Genomic DNA, 24,124 nt, shown 5'->3' with positions numbered 1-24,124 from the left:
ATACGGCGGTTTTTTGCCTATGCCGAGGCAGTCAGTCAAAGATGGAAAACTCGATCTCTTCGAGCGAGTAGCCCTCCTCCAAAATCATCGGCGCGCGCAGGTTGTTATCCGCAAGCGCGGCCGGCAGGTGGGCGATGCTCATGTGCAGCTCGCTTCCGCCGCCCTCCCGCGGGGACAGGAGCAGGCTGCCGCCGTGGGCCTGCGCGATGCGCTGGATCAGGGGCAGACCGAGGCCGAGCGGCGCGCCGCAGCGCGCCAGGGAAAGGTAATCGTCCAGCGAAACCTGCCGCTCCCAGCCAGTCAGGAGCGCTTCAAACAGCTCCGCATCCAGGCCGGGGCCGCGATCCGCAACCGTGATGGTCGCAAAGCTGCTGTCGTCGGTCAGGGTAAGGACGATATCGCCGCCCGCGGGGGACGCGTGCAGCGCGTTGGACAGAAGGTTGTATAGAGCCTTTTGGATCAGCTGCGGCTCGATCAGCGCGTCGCAGAAATCGGGCGCGTGTACGGTGATGTTTTTGGTGCCGTGCGACGGGCCGTACAGCACCGCATTGGCCGCGGCCGTCTGGCAGAGAGCCACGAGGTCGGTGCGGTACAGGCGGAGCTGCTCGGTGAGAGGCGGGTCGTGCAGGAAATCGGAATGGGTTAGTATGCGGTGCATACGCAGGCATTGCTTGCGCAGCTCGGCCGCGAGGGCGGGATCCTGCACCTGTTCTGCGCAGGCGAAAAGCGTGCCGAGATACTGCGCGCTTTTTGCGTGCAGTACGCGCAGGCTCCCGTCGTAAGAGGAGCGGTTGTCGTGCAGGAACGCGAGCAGCGCGCCGCCGCGGTGCGGCAGCAGTTCCAGGCGGTATTCGGCGCCGTCCAGCTCCTCATAAACGGTGCGCGGTGCCTGCTGCACGATGCAGTCGCGCAGCGCGCCGGCGGAGGCGCCGCTCAAGAGCTGGTCGATGCGTTCGAGCGGGTGCAGGCCGGTCAGGCGCGCCGCGGCGTCGTTGCAGGCCTCAATATATAGCGTCGGTCCTACTGTGAGCAATGCTGCGTCGTGCAGCGCGGTACGGTTCAGCAGGGCGCGCAGAGCCGCGCTGTCAAGCTGAGAGAAAAATGTATCCGCCATCTCTATCCTCCGAATCGCTGATCTTTCTGTTTCTTTGTGGGTATAAGGCTGCTTACGGACTGCAATACTATATTTTGTATGATGCTTCTATTATACCACCAGACGGGACCGCTTTGCAAAGAAAAATGTACAAAAACCCAGAATATAATGACAAAAATTTCACAAATATTACACCTTGCGGCATATCGTCCAGATAGTGTATAATAAAGCCATCGACAAGAAGATAATTGTCAAAATTGAGGAGGAACACTGCAAATGGCTATTAAAGTAGGTATCAATGGCTTTGGCCGTATCGGCCGTATGGTTTTCCGCGCTGGTCTGAAGAACCCGAATATCGAATTCGTAGCGGTAAACGATCCGTTCATGACGCCGGACTACATGGCGTACATGCTCAAGTACGACACCATGCACGGCCGCTATGACGGTACCATTGAGTATGACGACAACTCCATCACCGTGGATGGCAAGAAGGTTCTGTTCCACGCTGAGATGGATCCCAAGAACATCCCGTGGGGTAAGGACGGCGTTGATTACGTTGTCGAGTCCACCGGCGTTTTCCTGACCAAGGAAAAGGCGCAGGCGCACATCGACGGCGGCGCGAAGAAGGTCATCATGTCCGCCCCGTCCAAGGACGACACCCCGATGTTCGTTATGGGCGTTAACCAGGACACCTACACCAAGGATATGACCTTTGTTTCCAACGCTTCCTGCACCACCAACTGCCTGGCGCCGATCGCCAAGGTTCTGGACGAGGCGTTCGGCATCACCGAGGGCCTGATGACCACCGTTCACTCCACCACCGGCACCCAGAAGACCGTTGACGGCCCCTCCAAGAAGGACTGGCGCGGCGGCCGTGCGGCTTCCGGCAACATCATCCCGTCCTCCACTGGCGCTGCCAAGGCGGTAGGCAAGGTTTACCCGAAGCTGAACGGCAAGCTGACCGGTATGTCCATGCGTGTTCCGACCTTGGACGTGTCCGTTGTTGACCTGACCTGCAATCTGGCTAAGCCGGCCACCTACGACGAGATCTGCGCGGCGATGAAGGCTGCTTCTGAGAAGCCGCTTTACGAGGGCGGCCTGAAGGGCGTTCTGGGTTACACCGACGAGGACGTTGTTTCTTCCGACTTCCTGGGCGACGAGCGCACCTCCATCTTCGACAAGAAGGCTGGCATCGCGCTGACCGACACCTTCGTCAAGGTTGTTTCCTGGTACGACAACGAGTGGGGCTACTCCAACAAGCTGCTGATGCTCATCGAGCACATGGCTGAGGTTGACAACAAGTAAGTCAGTCCTGTAGCAACGTAAAACCAAAAGACCTCTTGTGATCTGCACAAGAGGTCTTTTTGTGAAAGGGGAAAACTGTGTGAAGCGGGATAAAATGCTGCGCGGCGTGCTGCTGACGCTGACGGGCGGTATCTTTTGGGGGCTTTCCGGCGCCTGCGGCCAGTTCCTGCTGCAGGCAAAGGGCGTACCGACCGGATGGCTGGTTTCGGTGCGCCTGTTGTCGGCCGGCGCGATCCTGCTGCTGCTATGCTTGCTGCGGGGCGAAAAGCAGGTGTTCCGCATCTGGAAGCAGGACGCCGCCGGCATCCTGGTGTTTGGCGTGCTGGGCATGAGCATGTGCCAGTATACATATTTTTCCGCAATCACATACTCCAACGCGGGGACCGCCACCGTGCTGGAGTATCTTTCGCCGGTCCTGATCCTGGTGTACCTATCGGTCCGCAGCCGCCGCCCGCCACGGGGCATTGAGGTGCTGTCCATCCTGCTGGCCGTGGGCGGAACCTTCCTGCTGGCGACGCACGGGCATCCGGGGGAGATGGTCCTGTCCAGCCGTGCGCTGTTCTGGGGGCTGCTGAGCGCGGTAGCCATGTCGATCTATGCGGTGCAGCCGGTGCCGCTGCTGCATAAATACGGTGCGGCGCTTGTAACAGCATGGGGCATGCTGCTCGGCGGCACGGCGCTGTCCTTCCTGTTCCGCCCGTGGCGGATGCCTGTGACGCTGGACGCCGGGGCGGTCAGCGCGCTCGCGGTCGTTGTTCTGGTCGGCTCGGTCGCGGCGTTCACGCTGCATCTGGAGGGGATCCGATTGGTCGGACCCGAGAAGGGCAGCCTGTTTTCCTCGATCGAGCCGGTGTCCGCGACGGTGCTTGCCGTTCTCTGGATGAAAGCGGATTTCAGCCCGACCGACCTGATCGGCTTTGCACTGATTTTGTCCACCATTTTCCTGCTTGCACGGGATAAGCAGGAGGAATAGGGTGTATGGCAGTAAGCGTCCCCTGGTTTCCTTAGGGAAGCCAGGGGACGCTTTTGTTTAATAACAGCAGGTGAGCTGGTGCTCCTTGCAGTACTGCAGATACTCCTGTGATGGTGCAAGGTCGGTGACCAGAAAATCGAAATCGCTTAAGCGTGCATAGGTGGAAACCGCCACCAGTTCGAATTTGGTATGATCTGCCAACAAATACCGTGTCCGGCTGTTCTTGGTGATCGTGCTTTTGAGCGTACTCTCCCCAACAAAGGTATCGGTCACACCACTTCGCAAGCTGATGCCGGTTGTACCCATAAAAGCCTTTGTGATATTGAAGCGACTTAGCTCAGCGGGGTCGTCTACGGTTAAAGATGCGGTTTTTACGTTCAGCCGGCCGCCGAAAGAGATTACATTAATCTGGGGATAGTTCATACATTCCATGATCACATATAAATTGTTGCTCAAAATCGTGACCGAACGTTCAGCAAGATAAGGGAGCATGGTCAGTGTGGTAGTACCAGAATCGATGTAAAGCGTATCCCCGTCGTTGACATGCTGTGCGGCCAGTTTACCGATATATTGCTTCTGATCGGTCAAACAGATGTTTCGCTCGGTAAATGACGCAACGGGACGTCCGATATCGCGGTGCCTGGGGCGCGCGCCCCCATACACCTTTTCTATCACTCCCTTTTCCTCCAGCATGGAGAGATCGCGGCGGATCGTAATTTTAGAACGCTGGAATGCTACACATAAATCGTCGAGAGGAACAAAATCGTGCTTACGGATATATTCCTCCATTTGGTCGAGACGAGAAGTGCGAACGGCCATTTAAGACATCTCCTTTCGTGATTTTTAGGGAAGATGACCTTGTTATTTACCTTTATGATACCTTATCTTTCCACTTTCGTCAATAAGAGAATAAATAATAATGAAACAAATATTATCATTAAAAAGATGAATATTATCATTTAAATATACAAAAAGGAAAGGTTAAGTTTGTATATTTTTAAATATGTCAAATATTGATCGAAATATTGACAAATATTATCGCATGTGTTAAGTTAATGTTAAACAAGAGAGAGATGATTTATTATCGATCAATTTATAAAAACATTTTTGATAAAATTTGATCTAATCTATAAAAATCGATATTGTGAAGCGGGAAATGAGTGATGAAATGGATATTATCTGTATTGGCCTGTTAATGTGCGATATCATCGTCAAACCGGTGACCGAAAAGGCGCTGTCTTTGGACGCAACGCCGGTAGACACGATACAGATGCTGCCAGGTGGGGATGCCTGCAATGTAGCCTGTAACGCGGCGGCGCTCGGTATGGAAACCGCGCTTGTCTCTGTCGTAGGGGATGATCCAAATGGCGCGTTCCTTCGGCGCTGGCTGGACGAACGGCATATCGATATCCGTTCGCTGGCAGTACGGGGCGGGCAAACAACTGGCACCAGTATCGCTTTGGTTGAACCGAACGGGGAACGGCATTTTCTGACCAATACGGAGATATTCGATACGCTTTACGCGGAGCAGGTGCCGGAGGAGTGGCTGCGGCAGGCACGCCTGCTCAGCCTGAACGGCCATTACCGGCTGAAGAATCTGGATGACGGAGGGATCGTGCCGCTGTTTCAGAAAGCAAGACAGTATGGAGTGAGAACTGTAGTCGATACGGTTTGGAACCGGAAAGGGGAATGGCTCCCACGCATTGCGCCTACCCTGCGCCATACAGATATCTTTTTGCCGAGCTACCAGGAAGCGGTGCAGATCACAGGTGAGACCGATGTCCGAGCCATGCGGAACGTGCTCAAGCCGTTCGGATTATCAGTATTTGGCGTTAAGCTGGGAGAGAAGGGCTGCTATATGACGGATTTCAAGGAAGAGTTTTTCCTGCCAGCGTTTCCAGTGGAATCGATCGCTTCCACTACGGGGGCAGGAGATTCCTTCGTTGCGGGATTTGAAGCCGCACAGCTTCTGTCGCTCGATCTATATGAGAGCGCGTTGTTCGCATCGGCTGCCGCCTCCTATACCATACAGGCGCCCGGTGCGGTCGGCGGCGTACCGGACGTGGAAAGTGTCCGGCAATATATCCGGAAAAACCGGCACCTGGTAGAAAATATTGCACAGTAGAGAAAGGAGAGTACAGAGTTGAGAGCGCTTGTCAATACCAAAAACATGTTGCTGCATGCCTATGATCACCACTATGCGGTCGGCGCATTCAATGTCAACAATATGGAGGTGATCCAGGGGGTTGCAAAGGCGGCGAAAGAACAGCGGTCGCCAGTCATCCTACAGGCATCATCCTTTACGGGCCAATATGCGGATTTAGGCTATATCGTCGGCATCGCGGAAAACGCGGCGCGGCTGGCGGATGTGCCGGTCGCCCTGCATCTGGATCACGGCGAAGATCTGGAGACCTGCAAGGAGTTCATTCAAGCTGGCTTTACTTCAGTCATGATCGACGGTTCCCACCTTCCCTATGAGGAAAATGTGGCGCTGACGCGAAGCGTCTGCGAATATGCGCACCGGTATGACATCACGGTGGAAGGCGAGCTGGGAACGCTGGCCGGTGTTGAGGATGGCAGGAGCGCGGAACAGTCACTCTATACCGATCCGGAGCAGGCGCGCGACTTTGCCGAACGGACAGGGGTGGATTCCCTCGCAATCGCCATCGGTACCAGCCACGGGGCTTACAAATTTAAACCGGGACAAAAGCCGATGCTGCGGTTTGATATTCTGGAGCAGGTCAGCCGGCTGATGCCGCGTCTGCCGATCGTACTGCACGGGGCATCGTCAGTTAACCAGGAGGATATCGCGGAGATTAATGCAATGGGAGGTGACATCAGCGGAGCAATCGGTATTCCTGAGGAAATGCTGGCACAGGCGTCTCGGCTTGCGGTCTGCAAGATCAATGTGGACACCGATCTCAGGCTTGCTATGACAGGTGCGATCAGAAAATATCTGCATGAAGCGCCGGAACAAATTGATTACCGGAAATACATAGGTGCCGGCAGGGATCACTTGGCTGAACGCGTATCCCATAAAATGAAAAATGTATTTTTAAGCGCAGAGCGCTATTAAAGCATCCAACTATTAATTTTACAGCAGAAGAGAGGAGAAAAAGGAATGAAAAAACTGATCGCAGGAATGCTGGCAGCAATAATGGCTTTTTCCCTGGCCGCATGCGGAGGAGGAACGGACAGCAATGCAAACCCGGGCGGTGAAAACCCGGGCGGCGGACAGAGTGCTGCGGCGGAAGCCACCACGTTGAAATTCAACCTGGTCAAATCCAATACCGATCCCCAGTATGAGTGGTATGGCCGGTTTTTTGACGATCTGGAGGCTGCTTCAAATGGAGAGATCGTCGGCGAGATATATACCACGGAGAGCCTGGGTCCGACAGCGGACGTGATCGAACAGGCTGCGCTGGGTGAACGCGTGGTTGCGGACTGCGACCTGGCATGGCTGGCAAACTATGTACCGGATATGGCGGCGATTATGTCCCCGTATCTGATCCAGAAGCCGGAGGAGATTATGGCGATATGGAATTCTGAGGTATTCCAGGATATGTGTACCGAGTTGGAAGCTCAAGGGCTGCATTTGATCGCGCTGAATTATGAGGGGACTCGTAATCTGCTGACGAAAAAAGATATCACCTCCCGTGCGGATGTCAACGGGCTCAAGATCCGCTGCGCTTCCACGACGATGTGGAATGCTGTGGCAGAAATGCTGGGCGGCAATCCGACAAATATCGCCATGAGCGAAACTTACCAGGCGCTCAGCCAGGGCGTGGCGGATGCGGCTGAGGGTGTGTACTCTGTCATGTATTCGAATAAGTGGAATGAAGTACTGTCGCATGTCATCGAGACCGAGCATTTGGTGGGCTATACAGCGATCGTCATGTCCAGTGAAGTTTATAGCACGTTGTCAGACGCGGCAAAAGCGGCGATGGATGAAACCGCTCAGAAATATATGCAGGAATTCTTGGAGTTGTCTGGCGGCGTACAGGATGAATATAAGCAGAAATTGATCGATGCCGGTGTGCAGGTATCCTCAATTGACAAGACTGAGTTTATCGAGGCGGCAAAGAGCATTCCGGATAAGTTCCCAGATTGGACGCCGGGGGTATACGATGAACTGACAGCTGTACTGGAGGAAGCGCGCGGCAATAAATGACGGCAGTTACAGGGCAGCGCTGTCAAGCCGGCGCTGCCCTTGCCGTATCTGAAAGCGCAACAAAAAGAAACGGGAGGATAATGATTGTATGAAACGGAAAGGAGCAAAGCTGGAGAATACCGTTAACTGGGTTGCATCGGTCATTGGCGGTGTTTCATTGGTGGGCATGGTGGTTCTGATTTCTTTAAATGTTATCAGCCGTTTTCTGTTTGCCACCTCATTCAACTGGGCAGAAGAAGTGACCTACATGCTGTTCAACTGGGCGGTTTTCTTTGGTGTTGTAGTGGTCTACCGGTACCAGGGTTTGACGGCAATTGACGTATTGGTAAACGCTCTGCCGGAAAAAGCACGCCGTGTGGTGCTGATCTTGAACTATGCGCTGATCACGGCGATCTGTGTTGCGCTTGTTGTCTGGGGCTGGCAGTTTGCGATGTCTGCATGGACGCGGAAAAGCCCCTCGCTGCATATCCCTTATTTTTTCTTTGATATTCCGATCCCGTTGGCGGCGGTTTGTCTTGCGGGTTATTCGCTGAAATTCCTGGTTCAGACCATTCGGGGGCAGGAAACCGAAGTGGCGGCTCTGGAAGAACGGTCGTAGGAAAGGAGGAGCTGTTTTGGAACAACTGTGGACATGGCTGCCGATTGTAATTTTGTTTGTGCTGTTTTTTATGCGCGTACCGGTGGCATTTGCGATGTTGATTGCTACCGCCCTGTATTTTGTTTTCAGCCCAAATGCAATGAACGTTTTACTGATGTGCCAGAAAATGGTGGCAGCAAATTCGTCATTCGTGTTTCTCGCTATCCCGTTTTTCACCTGTGCGGGTGTTATCTTTAACTATTCCGGCATCACACACCGGCTGATGGTGCTTGCAGATATGCTGGTTGGCCATCTGGTTGGTGGGCTGGGGCATGTCAATATCGTGCTTTCCACTCTGATGGGAGGCCTATCTGGGTCGGCAATTGCAGATACGGCAATGGAAAGCAAGATGCTGGTGCCTGAAATGGAACGCATGGGTTATTCAAAGGCCTATTCCTGCGTCGTTACCGCGGCGTCTGCCTGTATTACGCCGATCATTCCTCCAGGCATTGTATTAATCCTGTATTCTACGGCGTCCAACGTGTCGGTTGCAAGCATGTTTTATGCGGGCTACCTGCCGGGTCTTTGCATCATGGCGACGCTGATGATACTAAACTATGCAATCTCCAAAAAGCGGAATTACCGCCCTTCGCGTACGGAGCGTGTCACACCCCGAGAATTTGGCCGCGCACTGCTGGATGCAGTTTGGGCGCTGATGGTACCGTTCGGCATCGTAATGGGCCTGCGTTTTGGCGCCTTTACGCCGACCGAGGCGGGCGCTATCTCCATCCTTTACGCAATCCTGGTTGGCGCGTTTATCTATAAAGAGCTAAAGTTTGCGCATATCAAAGCAATCATCATGGAGTCGCTGACAGCAACGGCCGGTGTCATGTTCATTCTGGCGGGCGCGCAGGCGCTGTCCGCTTACCTGACTTGGGAACGCATCCCTATGATGATCTCTGAGGCGATCATCAATGGTATCCATTCGCCATACCTGTTTTTACTGATTGTCAACATCCTGCTGCTGGCCATTGGATGCTTTTTCGATGGCGGCGCGGCGATGATTCTGCTTGCACCGCTGCTTGTACCGGTCGCACAGTCTATGGGTATCAATCTGATCCATTTCGGCATCGTTATGTGTATCAACCTGACAATTGCGGGCTTTTCTCCACCGTTCGGCAGTCAGATGTTTACAACTTGCGGCATCTGCAATTGTCGCATTGAGGATTACATTCGGGAGTCACTGCCTTATATGGGGGCGTTGGTAGGCGTACTGCTGGTACTTACCTTTATTCCGGGGATTGTCATGCTGGTGCCGAATCTGCTGGGCGCTTCATAGCGCGGCAAAGAGGGAATCAATATGAAAAATCAGATAGGACTGCACATGGGATATTGGTGGGGAACCGAAGCATCCGATGATTTAAACCGTATTCTGGAGTTAACCGCGCAGGCAGAACTGGAGATACTGGAAGTCAATCCGGCTTGTCTGCTGCGGATGACGCCGGAAGCATGTCAGAAGCTGTTGCGTCGTGCCAAGGACTGCGGCGTACGGTTTACGCTGAACGGCGGCCTGGATGCAACGAATGACATTGCTTCCGGCGACGAAGCGGCGCGCCGAAAGGGCATTGAATACTGTATCCGGGTGTTGGAACGCATGAGCGAGCTGGAAATGACTCTGTGGTCGGGGGTCAACTACTCCGCCTGGCTGCGGGCGCCGCAGCCAGAGGGGGATGCGCAGGAAGAGAAAGTGCGCGCCTGCGGATATGCGGTCCAAAGTCTGCAGCCGATCCTGCGTGCCGCTGAGCGGGAAGGGATTGATTACTGCTTTGAGGTGGTCAATCGGTTCGAGCAATTTCTGTTTAATACGGCACAGGAGGCAGTGGCATTCGCCGAGGCGGTGGGAAGCCCGCGCGCCAAGGTGCATTTGGATACTTACCACATGAATATCGAGGAGGATAATACCTGTGCCGCGATCTGTTTCGCGGGTGTCAGTGGCCGGCTGGGACACTTCCATGCGGGGGAATCCAACCGGCGAGTGCCGGGGGTCGGCGCGGCCAATCTGGACTGGAGAGCGATTGGGCGGGCGCTGCGTCAAGCCGGCTATGCTGGTGCGGTCGTGATGGAGCCGTTTGTGCTGACTACGGCTTTTAATGCCAAACGCACCCGCGTGTGGCGTGATTTGAGCCATGGCGCTACGCTGCAGCAGCTGGTGTGCGATGCACAGACTGGCGGTCGGTTCCTGCGTGGCATACTGGAAGAATAACGGAAAGGAGCGTTTCATGCAGCAGGAGGATAAGATCAGGGAGCTTCAGGTTTTTGCACAACAGATACGGGTAGAAACCATACGCGCACTCGCAACGCTGGGCTTTGGCCACACGGGAGGCACTATGTCGGTTACAGAGGCATTGGCTGTGCTGTACGGCGGCATCATGAAAATCGATCCCCAGAACCCGGGATGGGAGGAGCGCGACTGGTGCGTTATGTCCAAGGGGCATGCGGGGCCGGCAGTATACGCGGCCTTAGGATTGAAAGGTTTTTTTCCTCTGGAGAATATCTACACATTGAACCAGCCGCATACGGATTTCCCCTCTCATACAGACCGCCTCAAGACCCCAGGGGTAGACATGACGACCGGCTCTCTCGGACAGGGTATCTCAGCGGCGGTCGGCATTGCTTACGCGAACCGGCTTGACGGACGGGACAATCATGTGTTTGTCATACTGGGAGATGGCGAGTGTGACGAGGGCCAGGTATGGGAGAGTGCGCAATTTGCGGCGCATTACGGACTGGACCGGCTGATATGTCTGGTGGATAACAATAAAAGACAATTGGATGGCCTGTGCAGCGAAGTAATGAGTCATGGGGAAGGCATCGGTGCAAAATTTCGTGCCTGCGGTTGGGATGTGGCCGAGGTACGGGATGGAAACGATGTAGAGCAGGTGTATGAAGCAGTAGACCGCGCGTACCATAACGTCGGAAAGCCAGCCTGCATTATATTGAATACAGTCAAGGGGAAAGGATTGCCCCTGGCGGAGCAGACTGGCGCGCATTTTTCCAGCTTTTCAGCGGAACAGTGGCATGAGACGCTTGCATTTGCACAGCGTGAACTGGAACGTCTGACAGCGCAGGCTTGAAAAGGAGGCAGTATGCAGTATCGAATCGCGGGAAAACATGAAATAGATGAGCGGATGGGCGGGGACGGATATGCACAGACGATGGTCGAGCTGATCGCGCAGGATTCCTCCGTTGTCCATATCGACTGTGATCTTGCTGGCTGCAGCAAAGCGTCGGAGATCGCAAAGGTTTATCCGGCGCAGGTGATTAACGCTGGAATTGCGGAAGCGAATGCAGTCGGCATCGCGGCGGGTCTGTCGGCGGCAGGGAAGATACCGTTTGTGCATTCTTTTGGACCCTTTATCTCACGGCGGGCGTTTGATCAGGCGTTCCTGTCCGCGGCCTATGCGAAGCTGAATGTCAAGCTGATCGGTTCGGACCCCGGTATCTGTGCGGCGTATAATGGCGGCACGCACATGCCGTTTGAGGATTGCGCTCTGTATCTGGCAGTGCCGGATGCAATAGTCCTCGATCCGTCTGATTATGTGATGTTTATTAACCTACTGAAAAAGCTGTATGCGTGGTATGGTGTCAGCTATCTGCGCATGGTGCGCAAAAATTCCGCGCGCATATACGAGGATGGCGCGGATTTTGAGATCGGCAAAGGCGTGCTTCTGCGCGAGGGAAACGATGTAACGATTGTTGCATCGGGACTCTTGGTGGACGAGGCCCTTAAAGCGCAGGAGATTCTGTCAGAACGGGGGATATCGGCGCGTGTGATCGATATGTTTACCTGGAAACCGCTCGACGTAGAGCTGCTGCTCCAGTCGGCTGCGAAAACCGGATGCATTGTAACAGCGGAAAATCATAACTGCACGGTTGGGCTGGGCGCGGCTGTGGCGCGCGTGCTTGCAGAGCATTGTCCGATACCAGTTGAAATGGTCGGCGTACAGGATCGTTTTGGACAAGTCGGGGCGATCGGGTTTCTGCAGGAGGAATACCGGCTGAACGCCCGGGAGATCGTCAGGAAAGCGGCGCGTGCAGTCGGCAGGAAACGGCAGTAAAAAAGAGTCCCGCTGCTCCCCCAGGGAGCAGCGGGACTCTTTTTCACTATAGATTATTCCTGCAGGTCGTTGGAGATCCTGCACTTGTCAAACACATAGAACAGCAGGCTCATCAGCATGCCGACGATGGCGGCCAGCGTCATGCCGGACAGGGCGACGTTGCCAAGCGACAGCGTTACGCCCGACAGGCCGGTGACAAAAATGACCGAGGTAAGCACCATGTTGCGGTTTTTTCCGTAATCCACATGGTTATCCACCAGGATGCGCAGGCCGGAGGTGCCGATCATGCCGTACAGCAGGAACGAGATGCCGCCGATGACCGGACCGGGGATGGTCTGGATGAGCGCCGCGAGCGGGCCGACGAACGAGCAGATGATGGAAAGCACAGCCGCGCCGCCGATTACGCGCACCGAGTAGACCCTGGTGATCGCCATTACGCCAATGTTTTCGCCGTAGGTCGTGGTCGGCACCGAGCCGATGAAGCCGGACAGCATGGTCGAGAAGTTATCCGCGAACAGCGAGCGGTGCAGGCCGGGGTCCCGCAGCAGGTCACGCCCGACCACCTTGCTGGTGACGAGCTGATGGCCGATGTGCTCGTTGGCAATGACCAAGATCACCGGCAGGATGATGAGGATAGCTTCCAGGTCGAACTTGGGCGCCTGGAAATTCGGAAGCTGGAATAACGGCTGGTGGAAAGCGGCGATAATGCCGTCCAAGATCACGCGCTCTCCGGCAAAATACTCGGTGACAAGGCCGGCGGCATAGCCGCAGAGGATCGCGATCAGGATCGGGATAACGGACAGGAATTTGCGGAACAGCACGCTGCCCAGCACCGCCACGCCCAGCGTGACGCAGAAGGTAATGACCGAGGCGGTAGTCACGCCGTCCCCCACGATCTCGCCAGTGGAGGCGGCGCTTCCGGCCAGCTCGAGGCCGATCAGCGCGACGACCGGACCCATGGCGGCAGGCGGCAGCACCACGTCTATCCATTTGGTGCCGCATTTGTAAATGACTGCCGCCAGGACGCAGCCGCACAGGCCGACCACCACGAAGCCGCCGAGCGCATAAGGGTAGCCCCAGTTCTGGATGACCAGCGTCGCCGGAGCGATGAACGCGAACGACGAGCCTAAGTAGGCGGGCGCTTTGCCCTTGGTGATGAAGATGAACAGCAGCGTGCCGATACCGTTCATGAACAGTACGATCGCTGGATTGATGTCGAACATAAACGGCACCAGCACGGACGCGCCGAACATGGCGAACATATGCTGGATGGACAGCGGCACCAGCAGACGGGGCGGCACCTTGTCCTCTACCTGGATGATTCTGTTTGTCTGCATTTTTCTTTTATCCCCTCTCATTTCTTTTGCGCCGCGCCGTGCGGCGCTGTATGAAAAACGCGCGGCGGCGTTCCTCAGTCAAACAGGCGCCGGATATCCTCCATGCGCGAGCAGGCCATATTATACCCCATTTCATAGCCCCATTCAAGCTTTTTTACATCCTTTTCAAAGCTCTCAAGCCGTTCGGCGGGCTGGAGCAGCACGGTGTTTTCCGGCTGGGCCGCCGCAAGCCTGTGGCAGAAGCACACCGTTTGATTGTACCGCTTGGGGCGGGACAGCATGGTTGCGGCCAGCCGGGGGTAGCGATGGTGCAGGGCGCGCGCGGCGAACCGCGTGCCGCACGTCAGCTCCTTGCGGTAAGCGTCCGGCTGTGTCAGCACGATCAGGTTTTTGTGGTTGCCGTCGCGCAGGCTTTTCAGGATCGGGATTGGGTCGGCCAGGCCGCCGTCGTAATAGGTTTCGCTGCCGATGGATATGGGCGGGAAATAGATCGGGATGGCGCAGGTTGCGCGCAGCATGGTGCTGGGGCGGTCAAGCCGCATCCCGTCCAGATATTCCGCCTGTCCGGTGCGGGCGTTGGTTACGCCGACCAGCGCGCGCCCGCGGTAGGTGTGGAACGCCTCCCAATCGAACGGGATCAGCTCGTTTGGGATGGTGGAGAATACGAAATCCACGCCGAATACCGAATGGTCGCGCAGCAGGTTGCGCGCGCCCAGATAGCGCTTGTCGTTCCGGTACCGGCGCAGGACCTCCAGATTGCGCCCGCGCTGGCGGGACAGGTAGGAAACCGCGTAGGTGATGCCGGCGGAAACGCCGATCACATAGTCGAACAGAAGATCATGGTCCAGCAGCGCGTCCATCACGCCGCAGGAAAAGATGGGGCGGAACGTGCCGCCCTCCAAAACAAGTGCGGGCATTTTTTCAAACCTTTCTCAGATAACAGGGGCGCGCGGCGCGCCCGTCCGGTACGCCGGAGCCTACCGGCGTTTGCGCGTGGGTGGCTTTTTCCGGCTTTTGCCCCCGCGTGCGCCGCGCCGCCGCTGGGCGCGGTTCCCGCGCGGCTCGTCCGTGCGCTCCCGCGCAGGGGGAACGGCAGGCACATCGGCGGTCGGGAGGCTCCCCTCGGCGGGCGCGAAGTCGATCTGGCCAGTCACCTCGCTCGCGGCGAGCAGCCGCACGCGCAGGGGCGTGCCGATCGTAAAGCGCTTGCCGGTATGGCGGCCCTGCAGTGCCATGTGCTGCTCGTCATACTGGTAGTAATCGCCCGTGAGCAGTTCGATGCGGATCAGCCCCTCGCAGCCGTTTTCCAGCGCGACAAAGATGCCGAACGCCTGCACGCCGGACACCTCCGCGTCAAATTCCTCGCCGACGAAAGGCTTCATATACGCCGCGATGAACAGCTTGTCGATATCGCGCTCGCAGTTGTCCGCGGCCTGCTCGCGGGTGGTGGACTGCGCCGCGGCCTCCTCGCACGCGTTTTGGTCGGCGGCGGTGAACGCTTCGCCGGCGAGCGCCTTTTGCAGCATCCGGTGCGCGACGAGGTCGGGATAGCGCCGGATGGGCGAGGTGAAATGCAGGTAGAATTTCGCCTTGAGGCCGTAGTGGCCGATGCAATCGTCCGCATAGCGCGCGCGGGCGAGCGAGCGCAGCAGCAGCGTCGGCAGGATACGCTGCCTGGGGTCGTTTTTCACGCCGCGCAGCACGGCCTGGAACTGGAACGTATCCTCCGGCTTGCCGGGGTCGATGCGGTAGCCGAACGGCCGCGCGAACTGCGCGAATACGCGCAGCTTTTCCGGATCCGGATTTTCGTGTACGCGGTACACGGTGGGCTGGCCGCGCTTGCACATGAATTCCGCGACCGCCTCGTTGGCCTGCAGCATGAATTCCTCGATCAGCTTTTCGCTTTCTCCCCGTTCGCGGAAGCAGATGTCCACGGGATTGCCCGTTTCGTCCACTGTGATCTGCGCCTCCGGAATATCCAGTTCCAAAGCGCCGCGCTCAATGCGGCGCTGATATAGCGCGTGTGCAAGGCCGTTCATCTTCTCCGCAGTGGGGACGAGGAACGCATATTCCTCCCGCAGCGCCGCGTCGCCCGCGAGGATGCGGTTGACCTTGTTATAGGTCATGCGCGCTTGGGAGCGGATGACGGACTTTGCAAAGCTCGCCCGATAGCGCCGTCCGTCCCTGTCCACCTCCAGGAGCGCGGAAAAGGTCAGCCGGTCCACGCCCGGGTTGAGGGAACAGATGCCGTGCGACAGCGCAAACGGCAACATCGGTACGACATGGCCGGGATAATAGACCGAGGTGCCGCGCCGGTACGCTTCTTGGTCGAGCGGGCTGCCCTGCGTTACATAGTGCGACACATCCGCGATGTGTACGCCGAGCAGGTAATGCCCGTTTTCGAGCGGCTCGAGCGATACCGCATCGTCAAAGTCCTTGGCGTCGTCCCCGTCGATGGTGAAGATCAGCTTGTCCCGCAGGTCGAGCCGCTCTCCGGCGGCGGCCAGGTCGACCGTCTGCGGGATGGCGTCCGCCTGCCGTAGCACCTCGTCCGGAAAGGCATTGAATACGCCGTTTTCATGCAGGATGGCCGCGATCGAGGCCTCCATTGTCCCGTCCTCGCCCAAATCGGCCTGCACCACGCCCTGCGGCGCGAATTTTTCGTCCCCATAGTAAGAGATCGATACCGCCACGCGGTCGCCGGGCCGCGCGTCGCCCAAGTCGTGCCGGTCAATCGTGATTTCGGGATATTTTTTTGAGGTGGGCTGCACGAAAAAGGCGTTTCCACGCTGCACCAGCGCGCCGGTCAGCTCTCTGTCCGCTCGGCGCAGGACGCGCACGACTGCGGCCTCCCGCCGCCCGCGCCCGTTTTTCCGTTCGGAGAGCTTGACCAGCACCCGATCGCCGTGCCACGCGCCGCCCGAGGCGTTGGGCGGGATGAACAGGTCGTCCGGACGGGGCTCGCCCTCGGCTACATCCGGCGTGACGAACGCGAACGCACGCTCGGTGGCGAGGTAGGTGCCGGTGACGCAGCCGTAATGCGCGGAAACAGCGAAGCGGTTTTTCTTGTTTTTCATGACCGCACCGTCCGCGGTCAGGCGGTCGAGCGCGTCCTTTACCTCCTGCTTGCCGGCTTCCGGCAGGGCGCGGCGCAGCTCATCCAACCGCATGGGCTGTGTGAGCAGCGAAAGCAGCCTGCTTTCCAGCGCATGATCTTGCATAAATAGCCCTCCTCTTCCTCTTTTCTTCTGGTATCAGTATACCATCTTTGCTGTCCGAATAAAAGGAAAATTGACGTAAGGCATGGTTTGACGTTCCTCCAGCGGCATGATACACTAAGGATGGGAGAAAATAAGTCCGGCAAAGGAGGAAAAAATGATGAAAGCACTTGTTACCGGCGCGTCCTCCGGCATTGGGAGAGAGATCGCGCGCCTGCTCGCCGCGCGCGGGTATGACCTGATCCTGTGCGCGCGGCGCGAGGAGCGCCTGCGGCAGCTCGCTGCCGAACTGCCCACCGCGTGCCGTGTGATCGCGGCGGATATCGCGGATGAAAGGGAATGCCGCCTGCTGTACGAGGCGGTGCGCGGGGAGGAGCTGGAGGTGGTCGTCAACAACGCGGGCTTCGGCCTGTTCGGTGAATTCGCTTCGACCAGCCTGGAGGAGGAACTGCGCATGATCGACACGAACATCCGCGCGGTGCATATCCTGACCAAGCTGGCGGTGCGCGATTTTGCTGCGCGCGGGCGCGGGTACGTCTTGAATGTGGCGTCCTCGGCCGGCTTTCTGCCCGGCCCGCTCATGGCGACCTACTATGCGACCAAAAACTATGTCCTGCGGCTGACCGAGGCCATACGGGAGGAACTGCGCCGCGCGGGCAGTCCAGTCAAGGTCTGCGCGCTTTGCCCAGGGCCGGTGGATACCGAATTCAACAAGGTGGCGGGCGTGCGGTTTTCGCTCGGCGGCCTGAGCGCGCAACGCGTGGCGCGCGAGGCGGTCGGCGGGCTGTTCGCGGGCAGGGGCGTCGTTGTGCCGGGCGCGGCGATGAAAGCCATGACCCTGGCGCGCCACTTCGCGCCCGACTGCCTGCTCGCGCGCGTCACCTATCATTTCCAGCACAGGAAAAACGGCGGATGACCGCGCAGGAGATCAAAAGGACGCTGCAGCGCGAATTTGTGCGCCTGCTGCGCCGGCCGTTTGCGGCCGCGGTCCGGGAATACGGCATGGTGCGGCCGGGCGATCGGATCGCGGCATGCATTTCCGGCGGCAAGGACTCGATGCTGCTCGCCCTGCTGCTGCAGGATCTGCAGCGCACGGTGGACTTTAAACTGGTGTTCCTTGCCATGGACCCAGGATACGCGCCCGCCGGCCGCGCGCGGCTGGAGGAGAACGCCGCGCGCCTTGCTCTTCCGCTTGAGATATTCGACACCAATGTGCTGCGCGTCGCGGCGCGCCACGCGGCGGCGCATCCCTGCTTTCTGTGCGCGAAAATGCGGCGCGGCTACCTGTACGCCGAGGCGCGGAAGCGCGGCTGCAACAAGATCGCGCTCGGCCACCACTATGACGACGCGATCGAAACCGTGCTCATGGGCTTGCTGTACGGCGGTCAGGTGCAGGCCATGCTGCCGCGCATGCGGGCGAAAAATTACGCGGGGATGGAGTTGATCCGGCCGCTTTGCCTGGTGCGCGAGCGCAGCGTGCAGGCCTGGGCGGATTACTGCGGGCTGACGTTCCTCCCGTGTGACTGTCCGGCGAAAGCGCTCGCAAACGATACCCGCCGCGCGGCGGTCAAAAAGCTGATCGCGTCGCTGGCCGCGGAAAACCCACAGGTCGAGGCGAATATCCTCAACGCGGTCAAAAACGTGGATACCGCGAAGCTGCTCGGCTGGCGGGACGGGGCGGGGCGGCACAGCTTTCTGGACAGGCTTTGAGCCGCCCGACGGAAAACAAGGAAAACCAATAGGAATACTGGACAGACGCCGGCGGACATGGTATCATAGGAGCAGAAAAAACACGCTTTTTCGGCACACAGTAAAGGAGACTTCTGAACTATGACCATTCGTATCGGTATTTTGGGGTATGGCAATCTGGGCCGCGGTGTGGAGGCCGCGGTTCGCCAGAATCCGGATATGGAGCTGAAAGCGGTGTTCACCCGCCGCGACCCGCAAGCCCTCCGGATCGCGGACGCGGGCGCAAAGGTGCTGCATGTGGATGCGGCAGAAGGCATGAAGGACGAGATCGACGTGCTGGTGCTTTGCGGCGGCAGCGCGACCGACCTGCCCGAGCAGACCCCCAAATACGCGGCCCTGTTCAACGTGATCGACAGCTTTGACACCCATGCCCGCATTCCGGAGCATTTCGCCAGCGTTGACGCGGCGGCGAAGAAAGCCGGCAAGGTGGGCGTTATCTCCTGCGGCTGGGACCCGGGCATGTTTTCGCTGAACCGCCTGTACGCCTCCTGCATCCTACCGGAGGGACAGGACTATACCTTCTGGGGTCGCGGCGTGAGCCAGGGCCATTCGGACGCGGTGCGCCGCATCGCGGGCGTAAAGGACGCGCGCCAGTACACCGTGCCGGTGCCGGCGGCGCTCGAGGCCGTGCGCGCGGGCCGGAACCCCGCGCTGACCACCCGCGAGAAGCATACTCGCGAGGTATATGTCGTCACGGAGGAGGGAGCGGACCGCGCCCGCATCGAGAGGGAGATCAAGGAGATGCCAAACTACTTCTCGGATTACGACACGACCGTGCATTTCATCGACGCGGACACGCTCGCGCGCGAGCATGCGGGCCTGCCGCACGGAGGCTTCGTCATCCGCAGCGGCGAAACCGGCGCCGGCAACAGGCATATCATCGAATATCGTCTGCAGCTTGACTCCAATCCGGAGTTCACGGGCGCGGTGCTGACTGCCTACGCCCGAGCGGCCTACCGCATGGCGCAGGAGGGTATGAGCGGCGCCAAGACCGTGTTTGATATTGCGCCCGCCTACCTGTCCGCGCGGACGGGCGAGGAGCTGCGCGCGCGCATGCTGTAAAAAACAAAAAGCAAACCGGCAAAAAGGATCTGCAGCCCTGCAGCTCCTTTTTGCTTTGCACGCCGGAAAAGAGAAAGGAACGGTGCTCTGTTGAAGCAATCGACCGGCGCCCTGATGCGGCGCTTTGCCCCCTATTTCAAGCCCTACGCGGGCGTCCTGCTGCTCGACCTGTTCTGCGCCGCACTGACGACGCTGTGCGAGATCGGCCTGCCGATGATGATGCGCCGCCTCGCGCAGGTCGGCATGGACGATGTTTCCCTGCTGACGAGCGGACTGGTGCTGCGCGTGGCGGCGCTGTATATCGTGCTGCGGCTGATCGATGTGGCCGCCTCCTACTTTATGGCGAACATCGGGCATGTCATGGGCGCACGCATCGAAACCGACATGCGCTCGGCCCTGTTCGGTCACCTGCAGAAACTGTCGTTCGGCTATTTTGCAAACACCAAGGTCGGTCAGCTGATGGCGCGCATCACGGGCGACCTGTTCGACGTGACCGAGTTCTCGCATCACTGTCCGGAGGAATTTTTCATCGCGGGGCTGAAGATCGTGGTGTCGTTCGTCATCCTGTGTACGGTCAACGTGCCGCTGACCATCATCATCTTCGCCATTGTGCCGGTCATGGCGATCGTCGCGGGCAAGTTCAATATGGCGATGCGCAGGACATTTGCGAAAAACCGCCGACAGGTGGGCGAGGTCAACGCGCAGGTCGAGGACAGCCTGCTGGGGGTGCGCGTGGTCAAGTCGTTTACCGGCGAGGCGCGCGAGATCGAGAAATTCGAGCAGGGCAACCGCGACTGGCTGGAGATCAAAAAGGAGAATTACCGCTGGATGGGCGCGTTCACCGCAACCACCCGCGCGTTTGACGGATTGATGTATATTGCGGTCATCATCGCGGGCGGCCTGTTCATGGTACACCGCCGCATCGACCCCGCGGACTTTATGGCTTACCTGCTGTATGTGGCGACGCTGCTCGCGACCATCCGCCGCATCGTGGAGTTCGCCGAGCAGTTCCAGCGCGGCATGACCGGCATCGAGCGGTTTTTCGAGGTCATGGACGTGGAGCCGGATATTGAGAGTCCGGAAAACGCGGAAAAGCTGCCGCGCGTACAGGGCAATATCCGTTTTGAGGACGTCTGCTTCGCCTATGCGGACGACCCGAATACGCCGGTGCTCGACCATCTGGAGCTGGACATTCGGGCAGGGCAGAGCGTGGCGCTGGTCGGCCCGTCGGGCGGCGGCAAGACCACGATTTGCAACCTGATCCCGCGGTTTTACGATGTGACCGGCGGCCGCGTCACGGTGGACGGGCATGACGTGCGCACGGTCGAACTGGATTCGCTGCGCGGACAGATCGGTGTGGTGCAGCAGGATGTGTATCTGTTTTCAGGCACGATCTTTGACAATATCGCCTACGGGCGGCCGGGCGCGACGCGCGAGGAGGTCGTCGAGGCGGCCAAGCAGGCGGGCGCGCACGAGTTCATCAGCGCCACGCAGGACGGCTATGATACCTTTGTCGGCGAGCGCGGCGTGCGGCTGTCCGGCGGGCAGAAGCAGCGCATTTCGATCGCGCGCGTGTTCCTCAAGAATCCGCCCATCCTGATTCTGGACGAAGCGACCAGCGCGCTGGATAATGAATCCGAGCGCTTGGTGCAGCAGTCGCTCGAACGGCTGGCCAAGGGGCGCACGGTGCTGACCATCGCGCACCGCCTGTCCACCATCCGCAACGCGGACAAGATCGTCGTGCTGACCGAGGACGGCGTGGCCGAGCAGGGGACGCATGCCGAGCTGCTCGCGCGGGGCGGCGCGTACGCGCACCTGTATCAACTCGCCACAGAAGACTGAAAAAAGAGGAAACCGGCCTCGGTTTCCTCTTTTTCTGTTCCGCAGACGTTTATTCAGTTTTCATATACAGCATGCGCACGGCATTGAGCACGCACAGCATGGCGACGCCGGTGTCGGCAAACACCGCCAGCCACATAGAGGCGATTCCCTTCAGGCCGAGTATCATGACCAGCAGCTTGACCGCCAGCGCAAACACGATATTTTCCCTGGAGATCAAGCTTGCCCGCCGCGCGATCTTTACCGAGGTTGGAATGGAGGACAGGTCGGCGTTCATAAACACCACGTCCGCGGCTTCGATCGCCGCGTCCGCGCCGCTGCCCATGGCCGCGCCCACGTCCGCGCCCGCCAGCACGGGCGCGTCGTTGATGCCGTCGCCCACAAACATCACCGCGCCGCGCTTTTCGCGGATATCGGTCAGGGCGGAAAGCTTATCCTCCGGCAGCAGGCGCGCGCGCACCTCGTCGATGCCGACCGCCTGCGCGACCGCGTCCGCACTGTCCTGCCCGTCGCCGGTCAGCATCGCGGTCGTCAGGCCCTGCGCTTTCATGCGGGCGACCGCCTGCCGCGCGTCCGGCTTGACCGTGTCCGCGATGTCGATATGGCCGATAAAGCGGCCATCCATCGCCAGCAGGACCTCGGTGCTGCCCAGCGTACCGTGGTAGCCGGACAGACCGATGCCGTGGCGCCGTAGCAGCTTGGCGTTGCCGCACAGCACGGGCTTGCCGCACAGCACGGCTTCCACGCCCTCACCGGCCTGCTCGCGGATACCTTCGGGTGCGCCGACCGAGATCAGGCTGGGCCGACCGGCGCTTTCCGCTGTTTCCTTGCACGTCTCATAGGCGGCGAGGATGGATTTTGCGATTGGGTGGGTGGACGCGCCCTCGCACGCAGCGGCGAGCCAAAGCAGCTCGTTTTCGTCGATGTCCGCGCCCTCCGCCGGGCATACGCGCTGCACCACAAAGTTGCCCCTGGTGATCGTACCGGTCTTATCCATGACAACGGCCTTCACATCGTTCAGCGCTTCGAGCGAGGCGCCGCCTTTGAACAGAATACCGCGCCTGGAGCCTGCGCCGATGCCCGCGAAATAGGTCAGCGGCACGCTGAGTACCAGTGCGCAGGGGCAGGAAATGACAAGGAAGGTGAGCGCGGTGTACACCCATTTGCTCCAGTCGCCGGTGGCCAGACTGGGTACGACGGCGGTCAGCAGCGCGATGGCGACGACAGCCGGGGTGTACACGCGGGAGAAGCGGGTGATAAAGCGGTCGATCCTGGGCTTGCGCGCGGCCGCGTTTTCCACGCTGTCCAAGATGCGCTGGACCATGCTCTCCGCCAGCACATGGGTGACGCGCAGCTTGATCGCACCGTCCGTATTGACACAGCCGGAGATCGCGCGGTCGCCAGCCGCGACGCGCACCGGCACCGGCTCGCCGGTCACGGCCGAGGTGTCCAGGCGGCTCTCGCCCTCCACGACCTCTCCGTCCAGCGGTACGCGGTCGCCCGGGCGGACCAGCACGATATCGCCCACCGCAGCGTCCTCCGCAGGGATTGGGCGGACACCGCCGTCCGCCTCGACGAGGTTGACCGTTTCCGGACGCAGGTCGACCGCGGCCATGATCTGCCGCCGCGAGCGCTCGACCGCACGGTCCTCAAAGTATTCGCCCACGCGGTAAAACAGCATAACGCCGACCGCCTCGTCGAACGAGCCGATCGCCCACGCGCCGACCGTGGCAAGCGCCATGAGGAAATTTTCGTCAAACACGCGGCCCCTGCCGATATTGCGGACCGCGGTCAGCAACACGCGCCAGCCGAGCAGCAGGTACGCTGCGAGCATGACGAGTACTTTTGGCATGCCGCCGAGCGCCAGCTCACCGGCGAGGAACAGCCCCGCGCCGATCAGGATACCGGCAAGCGGATGGCTGCGGCCGGTGCCGGCCTCATCCTCTGAAGCGATAACCTGTGTCTCGCTTTCGATGGATTGGCAGATTTCGCGGATGCGCGGCAGCAGAGCGTCGGGATTTTTGCCGGTCACGCGGAGCTGCTTAGTCTCGTAGACCAGTACGCAGTCGTCCACGCCGTCGAGTTGGCTGATCTGGCGCTGCATCTCGGCGGCGCAGTGCGCGCAGCCGAGGTTTTGCAGGGTGTATACCCGTTTTATGCCGTGCGCGCTCGTGCGATGGCGCTCCTGTCCGTGGCTGTGCTCGTGGCCGCAGGCGCAGCCGTCGTCGTGATGGTGGTGATGCTCGTGCTCGTGGCCGCAGGCGCAACCGTCGTCGTGATGATGGTGATGCTTGTGTTGATGATCGCGGCCGCAGCCGCACGTTTCCGGATGATGACTCTGTTCGGCTGTATGTTCGTCCGGCACTTGTAAGGCAGTGCGCGTTCTTTCGCTCGCCATAATCTCGCCTCCTGAATTATATATGAATGATTGCTCATATGTTCATGTATTCATATTAGTCCGAGAACGGTGATTTGTCAATAGCGGGAAAGAAAAAAAGATGCACAAAAAACGCCGTCAAAGGTGCGGTCCCATAGGGACAACACTGAAACCGTTTAGAGTATAAGACTGAAAAGCAGATTCAATCTCGACTGCTGCGGGAATCATCCGATGCAAGCCTATTCTTTTCATGCGTATAAGTCGATGGTGTAAAATGGGCATTTCTCCTAATGAGGTTATTCTAA

The 24,124-nt window shown here is 58.7% G+C and carries 20 protein-coding genes; 14 read left to right on the top strand and 6 right to left on the bottom strand.

What is annotated here, in order from left to right; all coding sequences use genetic code 11:
* Positions 1-31: 31 nt before the first annotated feature.
* Positions 32-1,114 (bottom strand): ATP-binding protein, encoded by a 1,083-nt coding sequence (locus DBQ51_RS08480; protein WP_054328006.1) that lies wholly within the window; start codon positions 1,112-1,114, stop codon positions 32-34.
* A gap of 255 nt (positions 1,115-1,369) precedes the next feature.
* Here DBQ51_RS08480 and gap point away from each other — a divergent pair, with 255 nt between their 5' ends.
* Together gap and DBQ51_RS08470 are read left to right on the top strand one after the other, a co-directional pair.
* Entirely contained in the window at positions 1,370-2,398 is a 1,029-nt protein-coding gene (gene gap, locus DBQ51_RS08475) for a type I glyceraldehyde-3-phosphate dehydrogenase (protein WP_107631285.1), read from the top strand.
* 79 nt (positions 2,399-2,477) lie between these two features.
* On the top strand, positions 2,478-3,371 hold the full coding sequence (locus DBQ51_RS08470) for a DMT family transporter (RefSeq protein WP_159068125.1): 894 nt from the start codon (positions 2,478-2,480) through the stop codon (positions 3,369-3,371).
* A 57-nt stretch (positions 3,372-3,428) separates the two neighbouring features.
* Here DBQ51_RS08470 and DBQ51_RS08465 read toward each other — a convergent pair whose 3' ends face one another.
* Positions 3,429-4,190 (bottom strand): DeoR/GlpR family DNA-binding transcription regulator, encoded by a 762-nt coding sequence (locus tag DBQ51_RS08465; RefSeq protein ID WP_107631283.1) that lies wholly within the window; start codon positions 4,188-4,190, stop codon positions 3,429-3,431.
* A gap of 337 nt (positions 4,191-4,527) precedes the next feature.
* On the opposite strand from DBQ51_RS08465, the gene DBQ51_RS08460 reads away from it, so the two are divergent.
* The 8 genes from DBQ51_RS08460 (at position 4,528) to DBQ51_RS08425 (ending at position 12,237) form a co-directional block, all read left to right on the top strand.
* Positions 4,528-5,496 (top strand): carbohydrate kinase family protein, encoded by a 969-nt coding sequence (locus DBQ51_RS08460; RefSeq protein ID WP_107631282.1) that lies wholly within the window; start codon positions 4,528-4,530, stop codon positions 5,494-5,496.
* An 18-nt stretch (positions 5,497-5,514) separates the two neighbouring features.
* A complete protein-coding gene (locus DBQ51_RS08455; protein ID WP_256435209.1) occupies positions 5,515-6,447 on the top strand; it encodes a ketose-bisphosphate aldolase in 933 nt (310 codons plus the stop codon).
* A 45-nt stretch (positions 6,448-6,492) separates the two neighbouring features.
* Entirely contained in the window at positions 6,493-7,542 is a 1,050-nt protein-coding gene (dctP, locus tag DBQ51_RS08450; RefSeq protein WP_054328001.1) for a TRAP transporter substrate-binding protein DctP, read from the top strand.
* Positions 7,543-7,630: 88 nt separating this feature from the next.
* Positions 7,631-8,140, top strand: coding sequence for a TRAP transporter small permease (locus DBQ51_RS08445; RefSeq protein ID WP_107631281.1), 510 nt, complete (start codon positions 7,631-7,633; stop codon positions 8,138-8,140).
* A 16-nt stretch (positions 8,141-8,156) separates the two neighbouring features.
* Positions 8,157-9,458, top strand: a complete 1,302-nt coding sequence (locus tag DBQ51_RS08440) for a TRAP transporter large permease (protein ID WP_054327999.1) — start codon at positions 8,157-8,159, stop codon at positions 9,456-9,458.
* A 21-nt stretch (positions 9,459-9,479) separates the two neighbouring features.
* The gene (locus tag DBQ51_RS08435; protein WP_107631280.1) at positions 9,480-10,382 is read left to right on the top strand and encodes a sugar phosphate isomerase/epimerase family protein; all 903 of its coding nucleotides are present in this window, start codon (positions 9,480-9,482) and stop codon (positions 10,380-10,382) included.
* Complete coding sequence (locus tag DBQ51_RS08430; RefSeq protein WP_242977873.1) at positions 10,336-11,253, top strand: transketolase; 918 nt, start codon at positions 10,336-10,338, stop codon at positions 11,251-11,253. Before DBQ51_RS08435 ends, DBQ51_RS08430 begins: the two co-directional genes overlap by 47 nt.
* 12 nt (positions 11,254-11,265) lie before the next feature.
* On the top strand, positions 11,266-12,237 hold the full coding sequence (locus DBQ51_RS08425; protein ID WP_054327996.1) for a transketolase family protein: 972 nt from the start codon (positions 11,266-11,268) through the stop codon (positions 12,235-12,237).
* Positions 12,238-12,290: 53 nt separating this feature from the next.
* Here DBQ51_RS08425 and uraA read toward each other — a convergent pair whose 3' ends face one another.
* The 3 genes from uraA to rnr form a co-directional block, all read right to left on the bottom strand.
* Positions 12,291-13,574, bottom strand: coding sequence for a uracil permease (gene uraA / locus DBQ51_RS08420; protein WP_054327995.1), 1,284 nt, complete (start codon positions 13,572-13,574; stop codon positions 12,291-12,293).
* A 74-nt stretch (positions 13,575-13,648) separates the two neighbouring features.
* Positions 13,649-14,491 (bottom strand): patatin-like phospholipase family protein, encoded by an 843-nt coding sequence (locus DBQ51_RS08415; protein WP_054327994.1) that lies wholly within the window; start codon positions 14,489-14,491, stop codon positions 13,649-13,651.
* A gap of 60 nt (positions 14,492-14,551) precedes the next feature.
* A complete protein-coding gene (gene rnr, locus DBQ51_RS08410) occupies positions 14,552-16,795 on the bottom strand; it encodes a ribonuclease R (RefSeq protein WP_107631279.1) in 2,244 nt (747 codons plus the stop codon).
* A 157-nt stretch (positions 16,796-16,952) separates the two neighbouring features.
* Between rnr and DBQ51_RS08405 the strand changes: the two genes are divergently transcribed.
* The 4 genes from DBQ51_RS08405 to DBQ51_RS08390 all read left to right on the top strand — a co-directional run bounded on the left by DBQ51_RS08405 (position 16,953) and on the right by DBQ51_RS08390 (position 21,445).
* Positions 16,953-17,708: an SDR family NAD(P)-dependent oxidoreductase gene (locus DBQ51_RS08405; RefSeq protein ID WP_054327992.1), complete on the top strand. Its 756-nt coding sequence runs from the start codon at positions 16,953-16,955 to the stop codon at positions 17,706-17,708.
* Positions 17,705-18,502: a tRNA 2-thiocytidine biosynthesis TtcA family protein gene (locus DBQ51_RS08400; protein WP_054327991.1), complete on the top strand. Its 798-nt coding sequence runs from the start codon at positions 17,705-17,707 to the stop codon at positions 18,500-18,502. Before DBQ51_RS08405 ends, DBQ51_RS08400 begins: the two co-directional genes overlap by 4 nt.
* 120 nt (positions 18,503-18,622) lie before the next feature.
* Entirely contained in the window at positions 18,623-19,603 is a 981-nt protein-coding gene (locus tag DBQ51_RS08395) for a diaminopimelate dehydrogenase (RefSeq protein ID WP_054327990.1), read from the top strand.
* 114 nt (positions 19,604-19,717) lie between these two features.
* Positions 19,718-21,445, top strand: coding sequence for an ABC transporter ATP-binding protein (locus DBQ51_RS08390; RefSeq protein WP_054327989.1), 1,728 nt, complete (start codon positions 19,718-19,720; stop codon positions 21,443-21,445).
* A gap of 49 nt (positions 21,446-21,494) precedes the next feature.
* On the opposite strand, the gene DBQ51_RS08385 is transcribed toward DBQ51_RS08390, so the two are convergent.
* Positions 21,495-23,840 carry a heavy metal translocating P-type ATPase gene (locus DBQ51_RS08385; RefSeq protein ID WP_107631278.1) on the bottom strand — a complete coding sequence of 782 codons (2,346 nt, stop codon included), beginning with the start codon at positions 23,838-23,840 and terminating at the stop codon, positions 21,495-21,497.
* Between the last annotated feature and the right edge of the window lie 284 nt (positions 23,841-24,124).

Origin of the sequence: Agathobaculum massiliense (assembly GCF_900291975.1) — a bacterium.
Lineage (GTDB): Bacteria > Bacillota > Clostridia > Oscillospirales > Butyricicoccaceae > Agathobaculum > Agathobaculum ammoniilyticum.
Note: the sequence above shows the minus strand (reverse complement) of the source record. Positions and strands in the feature narration are given on the sequence as shown.